Origin of the sequence: Achromobacter veterisilvae, from assembly GCF_037619525.1 — a bacterium.
Taxonomy (GTDB): Bacteria; Pseudomonadota; Gammaproteobacteria; order Burkholderiales; family Burkholderiaceae_B; genus Achromobacter; species Achromobacter veterisilvae.
The window spans coordinates 817,539-833,815 of the sequence record NZ_CP148753.1; the positions used below are offsets into that span (position 1 = coordinate 817,539).

Sequence of the window (16,277 nt, forward strand, 5' to 3'; positions counted from 1 at the left end):
CAACTCCGGGGCAACAGGAGCCGCAACCTCGCGGACACGCTCCCGCCTGCCCCACGCGGCACGGAGGCGTTGTTTACTTCACCGCGGTGGCGTAAATATCCAGCCCCACGCGTTGCGGCCATTTCGTCGCAAGCAGGTGTTCACGGGTGCAGCGCCAGAATGGAGGCTCTTGCGATATGTTCTCGATGCGATACGAGGCCGCGCTGAAATCACGCAGCAAGTGCATCAGCGATTTACCAGAGATCGCATCAGTGTGCGGGGCGGCGTTGCCCTCGCTATTGGCGTCATAGGACGCCCGTATCTGCGAGTTCGTCAGTTCCACCACGCCTCGGTAGCCCATCAATTCCCGGCATAGATAGCGCAAGGTCGTCGACAGTTCCTGCATGTAGCGGCGGGCAGAGTAGGCGTAATAGACCATCATGATCAGAGACCCACCCGGCTTGAGCAAGCGATGGCACTCGCTGATACTCTTTATGAGATCGCCGGTATGGTGCAGGCATCCGATCGTGACGATATGGTCGAAACTCTCGTTCTCGAATGGGGCCGCCAGGATGGAGCCTTGGGTCGCCTCGCCAGGCAAGCCAAGCTGGCTCAGACGCGTGTTTACCAGGCCTACCGGGCCCGCTGCAATGTCCAGCCCCTGATACCGCGCGCCGGCTTCGGCGATGCGCTGCGACACCGATCCGTACCCCAGACCGATTTCAAGGACCGCCTTGCCGACCAATTGTTCAAAGTGGATATGAGCGGCGAGATATGGGTAATAGTCGAAATACCATTCGTCAAAGCGCTTCAGCGACTCGGGCTTTGAATCCGTAATTCCTAAGGTTTTAGCGAGATTTGAACCGCACATCTCCTCCCAATATGCCACATTCCTTTCACTCACATCGGCACTCGACATTGTCGCTCTCCCGCTCGTGATATAGGCAGATCAGGGACCTTGTATGCGTTCCACCAATTCGGATTGGCATCGCAAACGATAGCGCTAAATCGCCGCGTGTCGATGTTTAATTCTGATGCTTATCAATACCATTCGTCGCAAAAAACTCATGGAGAGGCACGAGTATGCATTGCGCCAAGTGCCCGGCAGAACCGTCTCCAATATTGAATCACCGGAGTTGTGCTGCCCCAGGGGGACGGCGAGTCATCGATGCCATGACTACGTAGCAGTCCTCGTCCTGACCCACGACCTGCACTTTGAGTTCCGCCTTATCGAAATCGGCGTCGATCACCGTGTTGGGAGAGATATCGAATGCCTGGTCGCCGACCATCAATTTGGAGTTATTGCAGATGCTCGCGCCCGACATCGCGATTTCCAGTTGGCCACCTGCCTCACGCTGCCTCACGGAATAGGACAACGCATCGCTGTCGGGCGGGCTGCCTACATAGTTGGGCAAACCGTTGAAAGTCTCGGGCTGATCAGACAGCGACAGCTTCAACATTCCGCCGGAACGTGTCATTTGGACATCGCTGGCCTGCAGGTACGAAAACGGATCGACATTGTGCTGGCGTTGCACCAGGTACCAAGTATTGGTGGCGCCAGTCAGACGCTGTCCTTCGCCCTTGAGCACTTCTTCCACGGTCAGCGCCGACAGCGGATCGCGCTTTTGGCGCAGCCAGATTGTGCCCCAGGTAACGTCGACGTATCGCCACTTTCCGGCAATGTGAACTTCGACGGCCGCATGATTCGCCCGCTTGTTGAGTTTCCTGTCCGTGTACCAGAAATTCACCGGACGGGCCGGTATACCGACCTTCTCCATCAAATCCAGAAACACCAACTGGTGATTTCCGCAGATACCGAATCCACTCTCCAGGCAAACTTCCTGTTCAGTGGAATTGGGAGGGACGAATTTGACGCCAAGCTGATGCTGGTACCAAGCATAACGGGCCGAACTGGCGGTGTCTTGAACCAAATTCATGGCCTCAAGCACCATGAAAATCTCACGCTGCCCCGTGGCGCTTTGGCCACCGGGCCCGCCGCTGACAAGCAAGGCTCCGTCGGCCGCGTGTTCTGTGTAACAGGCGAATCTGTCCAACAGATCCGCCTGCGTACAGAACGGTGAATCATCGCCTTTGCCAGCCGCAGGCGCCCCCGATGCGGCCTCCTTTAGCGGGCTTTTGGCGTTCGACGAAGACCCTCGCGGCGCCGTCACAACTACCGCGCAAATGGCGATGGTTGCGACCAAAACGAGAGGAAAGGCGAATCTTGAGAGAGACTTATCCACGCGGCATTATCTAACTTGAAAGACCGGCAGGCTTTTCAAGAATTAGAAAAGCGCTACCGGATTTTTATTTTCCCTGGTCAAACGCAGCAATTTTGTCCGCGTGCTTGGCCATGGTGCGTTCAATCAGGTCCAGATTGCTGCGGGTCCAGTCGATAGTGCGCTGCAGACCGTCGGCAATATCCACCTTGGCTTCGAATCCCAACTCTCGGCGCGCCTTTTCAGGGCTACCGAAACGCTTGCCCGAGTTGTCCCACGGACGCTTGGGCAGGCGGTCCAATTCGGTCGTGTTGCCGGTGATCTCATTGATCTTGGCAGCCAGGTCCGCAATGCTGGTTTCCTTGCCGCTGGCGATGTTGTAGACCCCGCCTGGCGTACCGTCTGCCGCGCAGGCGATCAAACCATTCGCCACATCGGTGACGAAGATGAAGTCGCGCGTTGCGACACCACCGTTCTCCAGCGGCAAGGGCATGCCCTTGAGGGATTTGTAGACAAAGGTAGGCGTCACGTTGCGCCAGACCGTCGCCGGCGTGCCCCGCCATTGGCCGGCTCCCAGGATTTCGCCAGGGCCGTAGACATTCTGGAACCGGGCACGAACCGTCGGCAGTTGGTGCTGCTTGTGGTAGTACACCGAATAGAATTCGCCGAAGATCTTCGACATCGAGTACGGGCTGTCATTGTTGTGCAGCGACACGATGTCCGTTTCTTCGGTCGCTTTGGCGTCATCGAAGGTTTTTTCCGCGATCGAGCAGCCCGCGGCGGAATACACCACCTTCTTCAGGCGCTTGAAACCCTTCAGCCGCTCATACAGCTTGAGCGTGGTCAGGGTGTTGTTCTCGTGGTCGGCCAGCGGATCGTGGATCGAACTTTGATTACCGTGATACGTCGACAGATGGAACACATAATCGTATTCGTCTTGCAACGAGGCCAGCAGCGTGTCGTCGGTGATCGACACACCGCTGAAACGGACGGCCGGATGATCCGGCACATTGGTCTTTTCAGCGGACAGCAGGTTGTCGACCACGTGCACGAGGTTGACGTCCAGTTCCAGCAGGCGCTTGACCAGATTGCTGCCGACGAAGCCGGCGCCGCCGACGACCAGCACATTCGAATTCGCGAGTTTGGATGCGTTCATGATTTTCTTACGTGAATACGTCAGGCCTTGGGCGCAGCGAGGTGGCTGAAAATATCAGTCACGCCGTATTTGTCATACCAGGCCAACTGACCGGTAATGGTGTCCTTGAAATTGACGGCGGCCTTCCAGCCAAACGCCTCTTCGGTGCGGCTCGGATCCAGCACGACGCTCTGTACGTCGTCGGCGCCTGCGGGAACCACCGGCACCGGCTCGGCCAGCGTCGCGCCAACGTACTCCAGCACAACGTCGAACACTTCCTTGATGGAATGCCCTTCGCCTGTGGACACGTTGAAAACTCCAGTGGGCCGCCCTTCTTCCAATGCGAGATCAGCGATGGTCAGGAAATCGGACATGTCCAGGAAGTCCCGCACCGTGTCGCTACAGAAACATTTCTGTCCCGCCTTCAGACGCTTGTAAAACGTCGGAATCGGGCCGATTGCAAGGCGAGGCCCTGTCACGTTGGCCAAGCGCAGCGAAACCACCGGCACATCGCCCATGAACAGGAACGCCTCACCGGCGGTCTTCGAAATGCCGTAGCTGGTGAACGGCGCCGTCGGGTGGTCGGCTGGGATCGGCACCTGCTTGGGGCGGCCATAGCAAAGCGCCGTCTGGAAATTCAGCAACCGCTTGACGCCCAGCCGCGACGAGGCCTTGGCAACGTTGATGGAGCCCTGGACATTGGTGGCGGTGTCTTCTGCCCAATCGGCCGGATCCTTGTATGCGGCAGCGCTATGCACTACATGCGTCGGCTTGAATTCGTCGAACACGCGGTCGACCAGTTCCGCATCCGTCACAGAACCTTCCACCACGGTCAGGCCCGCCACGGGCGGCAAAACCTCACGCTTACCGGTCGCGAAATTGTCGATGACCAGGATCTCATGGCCCTGCGGCAGCCAGTGTTCGATGAGGTTCGAGCCCAGGCAGCCTGCGCCGCCGGTAATCAGGATGCGCATAGGGATCACTTGTTCTCGTTGATCTTCAGATGGGTATAACCGCCCGACACACCGTATTCGCGGAAATAGGCGATGGCGGCTGCGACTGTCTCCTTCAAGGGCGTGAATTCAATCTTGCCGAAGTCCTGCACCGTGCGCGAAGGGTCCAGCAGGATCGACGGGGCATCGTCCGGACCCAGGTCGCGGATTTCGGGTTCGGGGTAGGACGGCAGACCCATGGCTTCGACGACGGCGTCGTAAAGTTCCTTGATCGCCACGTCGGTGCCCGACGAAAAGTGATAGGCGCCATGGCCGGTACCGTCAACGGCGCGGACGGTTGCGCGAGCCAGGTCCTTGACGAATACGAAATCGCGGCGGGCCTTGGTCACGAAGCACTTCTTGCCCTCCGACAAACGCTGGAAGAAGATCGGCAGCGGGCCGCTGACGTTGCGCGGGCCGACCACGTTGGCCAGGCGGAACGTCACGAAATCAAGACCCGAGTATTCCAGGTAATCTTCATTGGCGGACTTGGAAATAGCGTAGCTGCTGTTGGCCGGGTTGCGCGGATGGTCCAGGCGCACCGGCTGCTGCACCGGCTTGACGCCGTAGCACAGGGCCGTCTGGAAGTAGACGAAACGGCCGACGTTGTTCTTCTTCGCGGCCTGGATAACGTTGGAACCGCCCACGCAGTTGGTCAGCGTGTCGTTGTACCAGTCGTCCGGATCCTTATAGGATGCGGCGGTGTGCACCACGGCATCCGGTTTGAGGTCGCCGATGAGCTTGTTGACCAGCGCATGATCCGCGATGCTGCCTTCCACAAAGGTCAGGTTCGGGTGATCCTTCAGATGCGCACGGCGACCGGTGGCAAAGTTGTCGATGCCGACGACCTGATCGCCACGCTCGAGCAGCAGCTCAGCGATGTGCGAGCCGATTTGCCCACAAATACCGGTAATGAAGACTTTTTTCATGGCTTTTTGCCTCAATGCTCAAATTGTTTGCTGATGTACATCATGGAACTGCTTTTGCCACAATTCCAGGCTCAGGAACGCCCAGATGTTGCGGCTGAATAGACCTTCCTGCTGCATCATCTTCTCGATGTCGAACCCTGGCGCGAGATACTCGCGCGTGCGGGCGTTGGTGCTGCGGAAGGTGTCGAGGATGAATTCGCGCGCCCGCCCGCCTTGCCTCATCCAGACTTGCAGAGGCACGGGAAAGCCCATTTTATCCTTACGCTCCCGGATCGCCTTGGGCAGCGTGTCCTGGAAGGCCAAACGCAGCAAGCGCTTCAGTTCGCCGTTCTGGAACTTGACATTGGCAGGCACAGTAGCTGCAAGCTCGATCAACTTGTGATCCAGGAATGGCACGCGCGATTCGATGCCATGCGCCATGCTCATGCGGTCTTCGACCTGCAGCAATGCCGGCAGCAGGGTCTTGAAATCGAAATGGGTAATCGAGTCGAAATATGACTCCTTGCCCACGTTCTTACCCCAGAAGATTTCCTTGAAATCATCGAACGACGACGCCTTGTCCTGGAACAAGTTCCAGTTCACCACATTGCCAAATGTGTTGGAGCGGTTGATCAGGCGGTAATAGCGCTTGTCGCGGGAGTCGAAGATCCCTTCGGCCATGAATTCCTGGATCAGCGGCTTGTAATTGCGCAACGTCCGCAAATTGGGAATGATCGACTCGTACGTGACGATGTAGTTGCCGTCATTCATGGTGCCGTCCAGCGCACCCTTGATGCATTGCTCCCAATACGCAATCAGGTAGCGGGCGTAACCGCCGAACATTTCGTCGCTGCCCTGCCCGCCCAGCACGACTTTGATGTGGTCCTTGACCAGGCGCGACACGGCATATTGCGGGAACGATCCAGGGCCCGCTACGGGCTGGTCCAGATGGTAGATGACCTTGGAAATATCGTTGACGAAATCGTCTTCGGTAATGTCCACCTGATGCAGTTGGATGTCGTGTTCATCCGCGGCGACTTGCGCATAACGGGACTCGTCAAACGCCTCGCCAATGGCGAACTTGCCTGTAAAGCCTTGAAAGCGTTGCCCTTCCCGTTCTTTTCGCGCCATCGCGGCGATCAAGCTGGAGTCCACGCCCCCGCTGATGTACGCGCCGACCTCGACGTCGCTGCGCATATGCATGTGGACGGATTCACGCAACCGCTCGCGCACCTGCTCGACGAAGTAGGTCTCGGTATGATTCCAATCCAGATCGTAGTGCACTTCCCAGTATTGGCGCTGGCGCAGGTTCAGGTCGGCATCAACATAGCCGCAATGTGCCGGCTTGAGTTGACGCACGCCCTCGAACAGGGTCTTTTCACCCAGGCAGAACTGGAACGAAAAATAATCGTGCAGCGCATTGGCGTCGGTACGGACCTGATCCAGGAAAGGCGTAAGGCCCTTGACCTCGGAAGCAAAATAGAAACCGCCCTGGCTGACGGCGTAGTAGAAGGGCTTGATGCCGAAACGGTCGCGGGCGACAAACAACTGGCCACGGCGCTCGTCCCAGATAGCGAAGGCAAACATGCCCTCCAGCCTCTCGACGCAGGCCTCTCCCCACTTCTCATAGGCGCGGAGTATCACTTCGGTATCGGACGTTGTTTCGAACAACTCCTCGCCAATCTCCTTGCGCAGCTCGATGTAGTTGTAGATCTCGCCGTTGTAGGTGATTACGTTGCCAGCGGTGCCACGCATGGGCTGGGCGCCCGTGCTCAGGTCAATGATGGATAGGCGGACATGGGCGAGCCCGAGCTTGCCGGCAGGATGGATCCAAGTGCCGTGCCCATCGGGTCCGCGATGCAATTGGCGTTCGATGCCAACCTGCAGATGCCGTTCTATCGTGCCTGCGGGACGCGTGTCACGCCAAATTGCGCCAAAGATTCCACACATGTTTTGTATTGCCGAGTATGTAATTAATAGACGATAGAGACCTGCTCCAGCCATTGGCCTTGCGCAGGCGCAAGTGTAGCAAGCCACGGGGCGTCTGCCCGGAACCCCAGCCGGAGCATGACGCCCCCGGCCCTAACGATACCGGTCGAGCAGGCTGTAATGCGCTTATGATGAAATTTGCAACAATCCAGAACGAAGGGGGGCCATATCCCCCGCACGTTCCCCCTGCCACCTTTACCCTGATCTAGCCGCGCCCCAGCAAGCGGGCTTTCATGCCACGCAGAACCCGGCTCGCCAATCTGCGCGCCGGCCGCGGCACGGGCAAACGCCGCCAAACGGCGCGAGCGGTGTCCACCGACCTGCGGTAGATTCCTCGCAGGCCGTCGGCCATGCGTGTCCTGACCCGCTCCCGCAGCAGGAGCGCTGCCATCCCGCGCAACCGCTCGCCAACCAGCGTTTCCAACTGCTCGCGCTGCATGGAACCGCCCAGCGTAGACGTGGACAGGCACCATCCGTTAACGCCGCGCGGCATGACCAACCGCTGGTTGCCATGATTATCTTCGGTCAGGATGGGCGTGGCGTAGATCCTTGCACGCGCGCCCCGCAACCACCTGCGCTCGATATCGGCGTCGACTCCCTGGACAAACGTACGATAGGAGTACTTACCACTGGCGACCACATCCTCGTAGGCTCGCTCAGTCAGACGTTCGAGGAAATCGAAGTCCTGCAGTTTCGCGAACACTTCATCGATATTGGAATAATCCTGGCGCAGCGGAATATAGTGAATCCACGGCTGTACCACCCCTGAATACTCGCCTTCGAATAAAACCAGCGCGGTGCGCAACCGTATCGCCTCGAAAATCTTAGGCGATACCTGGTTCATGCGGATATTGCGCTCCAGCGGCTCAAGCAATTCCCGATACAGATCGTCAAACGAAGCCCCGGGATTCGCATCCAGGATCTTCTCGATCTTGCTTCGCAGCGTTCCGTCGAAGTCGAACACGTTCGAGCCGCTCTCGGTCCCGAGTGTCGCCCGGGCCGAACCCATAAACCGGTACCAGTCCATACCGTAGATGCGCTTTGAATCATCGACTTCGATATCCACGTTCAAACCACGCGCTTGCGCCAGTTCTTTGACATCGACGCCGATCCGGTATTTCTGCCAGCCCAGGCTGCCGTAGAAGTAGGGCAACATCCGGCCGCGGTAAGCGACCATCACCTGCCGCTCGCGCAACGGCACCTGATATCTACCCAGCGAGGGATCTTCAGGCACATACCCCGTCAAGGTCGCCAAGAACTCGGTGTGCTGGAAGCAACTTGCGGGATAGACATACTCACGGCCTTCGGGCGGCACGCAGGTGTAGACCATGTCGAACGCAAGCCGCCTGATCCAGGCGCGCGCGGTGTTAGTCGTATCGTATTCGTCCTGAATGAAGAGTATCTTCAGGCCGGTGAACCGTTCAATCTTGCGCGCCATCGGCTCCGGCAGATAGTCTTTCAGCGACAGCCGTACGGCATAGTGGTAAATCAGGACGTCGAACATGGAAAAGTCGACTTCCTCCGCCAGCTTATAGTCGCGCAGCGACGTTTGGCGACTGATCGGAACGAAATAAATATTGTGGCGCGAGTATTTCTGGAACGAAGTCACATGCTCTTCAACAGTGCCCACGTGGGTCCAGCGGTCATCGTAGAGCACGGCGATATTAAGCCGCTGGTCAAGAGGCTTGGCCAATTGCTGGGCATAGCATTCAAGCAGCAGCCGTTCCGCCTGCAGGAACTTATCACCAATATCAATGCCTTGAACATCGGCGGCCACCACCCCTGCGCGCAACCCGTGTTGCTGGGCTTGAACCAAGGCGCTGACAACGATCTGGCATCGTGCCGCATCCTGTTGTCCCTCATCGCCGATTAGCGGCAATCCCAGTGCCTCGAAATTGCGGCGCACAATCTCGCCGGTCCCGGTATCGCCCTCTTGCAGCTTACGCGGATCCCATGCGGCCGCCACATCTTTGCCCAGGCTCAGCAACGTCGCAGCATCCAGCGTCGCGTAATGTCGCACGTTCTCGTGCGCCGCCAGCGCTTCCCATTGCTGCAGGCCGGTTTGTGCGGCGCCGTAGCATCGGAACTGCCAATCGGGCAAGGCATGCACCACCTCGTGCAGCAATTCGTAGTCCAGGGTCCCATCTATCGGCCCAGGTATGACCACGGCCTTTGGAGCCGCTCCGGCCCGATCATCGCCCGTCCCCGTGGCGATATGACTCAGGAACGTGATGTCGCACCCCGGCGCGACAAGCTGCAATGCCCCGCTGTAATCGCCATACTTGCGATAGGCTTCCGCCACGCCTGGGCTGCTGGCCAGCACCAGATCAACGTGGTGTGCAAGCGTTACGCCAAATGAGACGGCAACATCATGCAGCGATCTGGTGTGACTCACACCAACGGCTTCACCGTCGAAGCTGGCGCGATACACACGCATTGCATTGGGCCAGGCGTCCAACACTGGTAGATAGGCATCGCAGTTGACCAGCCAGAACAGCGGCCGGCGGATCTCGCGGGCCAGCAAGATCTCATTGAAGCCCTCGGTTTGCTCCATCGACGGCGCTATCGGCAAATGCACGACGGTCACGCCTTCGCAACCACCGGGCTGGGGCTGCAACGCCGTGGCGCCAGCCTGGCCCGCCGGGGCGATCACTATCACAGGCAACGTCCGTGCAAACTCGCGTGCGTAGAGAAAACGGCTGTCCAGCGGATCGGTTCGCCAAGCAGAATCCGTCAGAACGATGACGGCGTCGAACACATCCGCCAAGCCGGAAGCAACATCTTTCAAAATGGGAACCCCGTTCACAGTACGCCTTCGAAATTGCCCTTCACGCGCCGAAATGCCTTTAGGCCAGCATAGAAGATCACCAACGACAGAAATGCGACATAAGCCAAAGCCCAGGCCTTTGGACTAGCATGATGAATCAACGGCTGCCGATACCCCTCGACAATGATGTACAGAGGATTAAACTCCGACAGACGCTGAACAAGGCTTGGCATCATATCGATTGGGTAAAACACGGGTGTAGCAAACATCAGAACCATCAGTAGATTCGGCAGCACAAAACTTACATCCCGAATGAATACAGTGACGGCCGATAACCAGAGTCCCAGCGCAGCGACAAAGAAGAATTGCAGGCAAATCACCAGAGGCGCCCAGATAATGTGCCATGTCGGCGTATTTCCGTCGACGATCAATAATATCGTCAGAAAGATCAGACTGACAGCCAGTGGAACGAGCCCCATTGCCACCGATGCGAACGGCAGAATCTCTGTCTTGAAGGCAAGATTCTTGACGAGGCCTGAAGCCCCAACTACCGCCATTGAACCAGCCACGATCGATTCCGATATCGCGAGCCAGGGACCATAACCACTGATTAGCCAAGTGACGTAGGAAAGTGTGGTCTCAGCGCCGGGCAAGCGGGATTTGTAAACAAAGCCGAAAACGAACGTAAAGATCCCCAACATGATCAGCGGATTTGCGATGGCCCAAATACTGCCCAAGCGAGATCCCAGGTATTTATCACGAACGTTGACGACGAAAAAATTGAACGTCAGAAAGAGGTCGCGCTTATCAAAACCGAGCATGTGCGTATTAGTTTCCGGACAAGGTAGATGCGCTAGCCTGCGCTGGATAAAGCAATAACGGCTTCCCGCCGGAGGGTGGAGTTTGCGTGTAAACCTCAAAAATCATGCTCCGGCGCGCACGAACCGTTACGCCTTCGCGTGCGCTGATCTCCAGGCGGTATACGCCTTGGCCCAGCACCACGGGTAGCATGCCAAATTGGACACGAACAACGCCGTTCTCCCGGTAGGCATCGACGCGGGTGTCCTCCTGCAGGACAACCAAGCCGTCCAGGCGCGTAACGCTCAATCCCACTACGGTCTCTGCAGCGGCGTGCGGGGCAAGGATTTTAGTACGGATGGCGAGATCCTCTCCGGCCTCGATGAGCACACGCTCGGCAGCAGTTCCGCCTTGTCGCAAGGCAAGCGTCTCGATATCCCATCCCGACGTCGCCACCCGCTCCAAGGCCTGGCTCTTGAAGCGCTCCAGCAAACGCGCTTCATCTTCGCCGCGGACCGCGTCGATATACGCGTCGCAGACCTCCTTGGGAGTGCCATCCATCACAATACGGCCTTGGTCGATCCACAAGCACCGATTGCACATATCGTTTATGGCGCTCATCGAGTGGGAAACGATTATTACGATTTTCCCTTTTGCGCAGATCTCCCTGATTTTCGCCGTCGCCTTCTGGGAAAATTTTGCGTCGCCGGCTGACAGTGCCTCGTCGATAATTAGAATCTCCGGCTCCAGGTATGAAATCATGGCAAAAGCCAAGCGTGATTTCATACCCGTTGAGTAAGTCCGAACCGGAAAATCAATGAACTCGCCCAACTCCGCAAAATCTATTATTTCGCCAATCACGGCATCGATTTCAGCCTTGGTCTTGCCCTGCACCTCGCCGTCTATATAGACATTCTCACGGCCACTCGCGTGTTCCCTCAGGCCCAACCCTAGAGTCATGATGGCAGTTACCTTACCATTGACAGTGATAGAGCCGGAAGTGGGCGAAGACAATCCGGCAATCATATGTAATAAGGTGGACTTGCCCGCACCGTTTCGACCCACGATACCCAAGCGCTCGCCCATACCGATCTTGAGGCTAACACCATCAACCGCAGCCTTCTCTTGCACAGCCTCCGTCTCGTCTCCAGGTGATTCGAGTCGGGGCTCAAGTTTGCCCAATTTATAATTTTTTCGCAGGTTTTCAACCTGAATAGACAGACTCATTTTCAGGCTTCGATCCATGTTGTCACCGTCAGAGGCAGCACGGCGGCTCCAGATGTGGGCGAGCCGTTTACGAGTAAACGATAGCCGTTGCCAGTGGTCCAGCCGCGGGCGTCGAAAGCCGTAGTCTCTTCATTTGCGCTATTCTTGGGCTTTATCAGCCCCACATTCAGCGTATATTCCCCCGGCGCCAGAGGCAAAGCGTGAATGTCGAGTTCGACCTGATATGCCCCAGGCAAACGCGCCTGCAACGGGGAACTCCCGAGCAAAAGGACTTCCCAGCCAATTCCAACCCGTAGCATCTCTATCGAATAGACCAGCGAAACTGGGGTTTCCTCTGCTATCTCCATATTGAATTTCAGGCTGACGTCTTCCCCGCTGGTCGCATGATATAGCTGTGGATTGTCCGCGGAGAAGCGCACCTGTTCGCCGGAGGGCCTAGGCAAATCCAGATACTTGACGACCATCTCGTCCGTCGCCCCAGGTTCGGAAAGGCGCCCACGGGAGAGAATATAAGACTCCTCACACAGTTTCAGGGCTGCCACCCAGTCATGCGTTACCAAGACCCCAGACGCCCCATTGAGCAGCAGTCCCCGCATGCGCACCCAGCATTTTGCTTGAAAGTGTTCATCACCCACCGACAGCAATTCGTCGATCAAGTAGATATCGTGCCGGAGCGCCGTAGCTGTGGAAAAATACAGCCGTGCAGCCATCCCTGTGGAATATGTATATATTGGGCGCTCGAAATTATCACCAAGCTCCGAAAATTCCCGGATATCGTCGAGCAAGCTCTTTCGGTCTTTCTTTGGCACCCCCATCAGCGAAAAATAACGCAAGGCATAAGCCCTTCCTGTCAATTGCCTTCCGCCAGTTCCTCCCATTTCAAACAAGCCGCTAATGGTACCGTCGGAAGAAATCACACCTTCAGTCGGTTGATAAACCCCGCCCAGAAGACGCAGCAACGTACTCTTGCCAGCGCCGTTATGGCCCAGAATCGCAACGATTTTACCTTTGGGTACTGCCATCGAGACGTCCTGGAGCGCCTTGAACGTTTTACCGACAACAGGAAGACCGAGCATCAAGCGCCACATATTCTTCTCATTGTCGATAACGAAGGTCTTAGCGATGCCTTCGCAAAAAATCGCCGCAGTCTGCGTGTCAGATATCGACATCAATGCCTTTGACTCCTGAGGGTTTCCATCCGCCTCCGAAACAGCAAATCCGAATAAACCCGGTCCAACCGCTCCGCAGCAGCTGAAGTGGAATGCCACTTCAAGGCAAACTCCCTGCTTTTCCTGCCGATCTCTTCTCGTTTTTGCTTATTTTCTATGAGATCCTTGAGAACCTCATAAACGGTACTAGGCGTGGCAATAACAATAGGCAACTCGTCCACATAATCGGGGATTTCCCTCCGCATGCTCTCCAGCCATTCCGGCCGTAAATAACAGACCAGGGGTTTTCCCAACATCAATGCCTCTCGACCGTTGGCACCAAAAAATCCATACGTCAACATTTCAAGCACGATATCCGCTTGAACCTGATAATACTTAACATCCTTGTTGGCCACACCCGACACAGATATAAGATCGAGAGAATGCCCTTCCGCCTTGAGTCGATCAATCAACGGCAAATAAATATGGGTTGACTTGATATTGACCCCCTCTTCGTCAGTCCTGGTGGCGGCGTTGCCAACGGCATGGTACAGCTTGACCGAATCATCGGGAAAATCCAACTTGAACCGTTCAGGCACAATAAGATCCGGCCGTAGCGCGTCGGCATCCAGACAAAAAAACTCCGGCTCCTCATGCACTGTCGGACTATCGTTGTAATCAACCCTATTACCGCCCAATGTAAACTGGTAATCGGCCATCTCGTTACGGTACTTTCCCCACGCCAGGTTCCTCTCGTCGCTGCAAACATCGGGACGGTTGCGCCAGACACAGGATTGACATACGGATTCCGGACCCCACTTGCTAAACGACGTCTGGGAAACGCCATCTAGACAGCCGCTATGTGTATAGGTGATGGTTTTTCCCAAACGCTTCAACAACCGAATTTCAAAGTTCAGCCCGAATTCCGTCGCAAAGAAGGCATGCAGAGGATAGCCATAGACCATTCCTCCGATGTTGGAAAATTGAAATATGTCATATTCAAAAATCGATTTCACATAGAAATCGAATTGATCGAGCACATCTTCCGGATCTCCGGAAAAAAACCTTATATCTTCCCCGTGGTAATAGATCTGGGAGTTTTCATGCATATCCCAATTCAAGACATCCGCTTTCCAGCCTTTGGTTCGCAGAGCACGGGATGAGTTCCACGCATGATAATAGGACTGTCCTACAAACAATATCTTCTTACGCGGAGATAAAAATCTCCTCAGGCGAAAATATGGACCAATTAATAATGACACCAACAAACGGTGCCTTTTCTTGAAAAAACCACTTAGAAGAAAATTCCTTAGCTTCATTTATATCCAGATTCTGAACACTTCGTGTCCAATTGACGCACCGCCCCCCCGCCACCGAACGCCATCAAACACTGATCCTCAAGATTTCTCGAACCCCAGCCACGCCACAGTGCATCAAAGCATCAATAATGGAAAGACCGGGTAGGAAATCGTCGCCTTTGAATTGCTGGTAACGAGGATGAGCAAAATTCTGGTATTCAAGATCCAAGCCACGAATTCCAAATTTCTCATCCTCCTGATAACCGGATGCGCCTCCCCCACAAAGGTACGCATTGGCGCCAGCGGCGATCACGGTGGAAATCAATAAATCGGTGGAATTACCCTGAGTAATCAGGCTCGAACTCTTGATCGCATTGCATTTTAGTCCGATTCTATTGCATATCTCGTTAATAGCTGTAATATTATATTCGCTCAGGGATACTTCCTGATTCATTATCAAAGGATCAAGCCAAGGCTGAACACTCTTGAAATATTTAGCCTTGGAATACTGAGCTAGTACAGTTTTTCTTAGACTCTCGCGCCAGTGCGGTTCATTAGCGCTGAACCTGACTTCGCAAATCGGCTTTACACCATGATAGGCCCGGTCCAATGGTGCGCTGATCCAGCGAGCCTGTCCACCAACTAGCAACTGCACCCGATTCGCCCACCCTCCTCGAGTCTTTTGAAGTTGCACGTCGTCAAAAAAGACGAAAACGTCCGAACGCGAAATTTTGTCAAAATAACCCAGCCATGGAAAAAAGTTCGGCTGATGAATAGCACATAGTCTGCGATCCGTGCTGCTCATTCCTGATACTCCAACCAATTATTCAATTCCCGGCGCAGCGCCGGGATTTCGGCCAGGGGAACGAATTGCCGCACATGGTGCCGTTCTTCGCCACGCTGCACATAGGCGCCGCCCAGGGGGTGGACCTGCGCTCGAATCCAATTGAATATTTCGCGATCACTCATGGACGCTGGATCAAGCCGGGGAGAGTCCGCATTCAGCCGTCGGTTCTTGCTGACCATTCGCTCGTCCTGTGGTATGCCGGCGCCACCCTTCCATAGAAGGTCTTGCAAACGATCCCGGAACAATTTCTGTGCCGTCGCCAGCGCTTTTTCGTGCAACGTCTTCCAGGTGTCGGTATCTGTAATCGGAAATGTTGATTGAGCGACCACTGCTCCGGTATCGAGGCCGGCATCCAGCTGGTGGATCGTAACCCCCGACAAAACCTCGTCCCTGATCAAGGCCCATTGGATTGGATTGGGACCACGATTGCGGGGCAGGGCCGCAGCATGCACATTCAACGCGGCACTAACGTCCACCAGGCCCAATATCTCGGGCCGAATGATCATGGAATATGAGTTCGACAACAATCGATTCGGCGCGAGTGCTGTCAGGGCAGCTACGAAAGTCCGAAACTCCGGTGCGTCATAACGCGGCTGTACCAGCAACGGCAAGCCCAGTTCCCCCGCCCGGTCGCGCAACGAACCTATGTACTGGGGCCGTATACCGGCGGCGACAACCCCGCCTATCCAGGCCACAGGCAGGTGCGGCAATAATTGTGCGAAGCCGGCATCGTCCACGAACAGCGCAATGCGCGGCTCACTACTCGGTATTTTCAATTGCTCGTCTCCATGAGTATCCATGCCCCCCTTTTCCCGGCCCTTCCGCCATCGACCTTGCCAGTTCAAGCAAGCCGATGGTCTTGACAATCTCGCCCAGTCTGAAGCTTACCGACGGCATCCGTGGCCTCGCCCATAGAGCAAAACCTTTGCCCCAAACAGGCAATGTCCAGGGTCAGGGAGATCTGCCCTTT

The 16,277-nt window shown here is 56.0% G+C and carries 13 protein-coding genes; all 13 read right to left on the reverse strand.

Annotation, left to right across the window (positions count from 1 at the left end; translation table 11 throughout):
- Positions 1–73 precede the first annotated feature (73 nt).
- The gene (locus WHX56_RS03795; RefSeq protein WP_338880504.1) at positions 74–898 is read right to left on the reverse strand and encodes a class I SAM-dependent methyltransferase; all 825 of its coding nucleotides are present in this window, start codon (positions 896–898) and stop codon (positions 74–76) included.
- A gap of 208 nt (positions 899–1,106) precedes the next feature.
- Positions 1,107–2,033, reverse strand: coding sequence for a transglutaminase domain-containing protein (locus tag WHX56_RS03800; RefSeq protein WP_338880505.1), 927 nt, complete (start codon positions 2,031–2,033; stop codon positions 1,107–1,109).
- 253 nt (positions 2,034–2,286) lie between these two features.
- Positions 2,287–3,354 carry an NAD-dependent epimerase/dehydratase family protein gene (locus WHX56_RS03805; RefSeq protein WP_338880506.1) on the reverse strand — a complete coding sequence of 356 codons (1,068 nt, stop codon included), beginning with the start codon at positions 3,352–3,354 and terminating at the stop codon, positions 2,287–2,289.
- A gap of 20 nt (positions 3,355–3,374) precedes the next feature.
- A complete protein-coding gene (locus WHX56_RS03810; protein WP_338880507.1) occupies positions 3,375–4,307 on the reverse strand; it encodes an NAD-dependent epimerase/dehydratase family protein in 933 nt (310 codons plus the stop codon).
- Positions 4,308–4,312: 5 nt separating this feature from the next.
- On the reverse strand, positions 4,313–5,254 hold the full coding sequence (locus WHX56_RS03815; RefSeq protein WP_173000110.1) for an NAD-dependent epimerase/dehydratase family protein: 942 nt from the start codon (positions 5,252–5,254) through the stop codon (positions 4,313–4,315).
- An 18-nt stretch (positions 5,255–5,272) separates the two neighbouring features.
- On the reverse strand, positions 5,273–7,183 hold the full coding sequence (asnB, locus tag WHX56_RS03820; RefSeq protein ID WP_338880508.1) for an asparagine synthase (glutamine-hydrolyzing): 1,911 nt from the start codon (positions 7,181–7,183) through the stop codon (positions 5,273–5,275).
- 244 nt (positions 7,184–7,427) lie between these two features.
- A complete protein-coding gene (locus tag WHX56_RS03825; protein ID WP_338880509.1) occupies positions 7,428–10,028 on the reverse strand; it encodes a hypothetical protein in 2,601 nt (866 codons plus the stop codon).
- Positions 10,025–10,810 (reverse strand): ABC transporter permease, encoded by a 786-nt coding sequence (locus WHX56_RS03830; RefSeq protein ID WP_338880510.1) that lies wholly within the window; start codon positions 10,808–10,810, stop codon positions 10,025–10,027. The genes WHX56_RS03825 and WHX56_RS03830 overlap by 4 nt, the downstream gene beginning before the upstream one ends.
- Positions 10,811–10,817: 7 nt before the next feature.
- Positions 10,818–12,032 (reverse strand): ABC transporter ATP-binding protein, encoded by a 1,215-nt coding sequence (locus WHX56_RS03835; RefSeq protein WP_338880511.1) that lies wholly within the window; start codon positions 12,030–12,032, stop codon positions 10,818–10,820.
- Positions 12,017–13,183 carry an ABC transporter ATP-binding protein gene (locus WHX56_RS03840; RefSeq protein WP_338880513.1) on the reverse strand — a complete coding sequence of 389 codons (1,167 nt, stop codon included), beginning with the start codon at positions 13,181–13,183 and terminating at the stop codon, positions 12,017–12,019. Before WHX56_RS03840 ends, WHX56_RS03835 begins: the two co-directional genes overlap by 16 nt.
- Positions 13,183–14,481: a glycosyltransferase gene (locus WHX56_RS03845; RefSeq protein WP_338880514.1), complete on the reverse strand. Its 1,299-nt coding sequence runs from the start codon at positions 14,479–14,481 to the stop codon at positions 13,183–13,185. The genes WHX56_RS03840 and WHX56_RS03845 overlap by 1 nt, the downstream gene beginning before the upstream one ends.
- A gap of 64 nt (positions 14,482–14,545) precedes the next feature.
- On the reverse strand, positions 14,546–15,265 hold the full coding sequence (locus WHX56_RS03850; protein WP_338880515.1) for a WbqC family protein: 720 nt from the start codon (positions 15,263–15,265) through the stop codon (positions 14,546–14,548).
- On the reverse strand, positions 15,262–16,107 hold the full coding sequence (locus tag WHX56_RS03855) for a methionyl-tRNA formyltransferase (RefSeq protein ID WP_338880517.1): 846 nt from the start codon (positions 16,105–16,107) through the stop codon (positions 15,262–15,264). The genes WHX56_RS03850 and WHX56_RS03855 overlap by 4 nt, the downstream gene beginning before the upstream one ends.
- Positions 16,108–16,277: the final 170 nt, after the last annotated feature.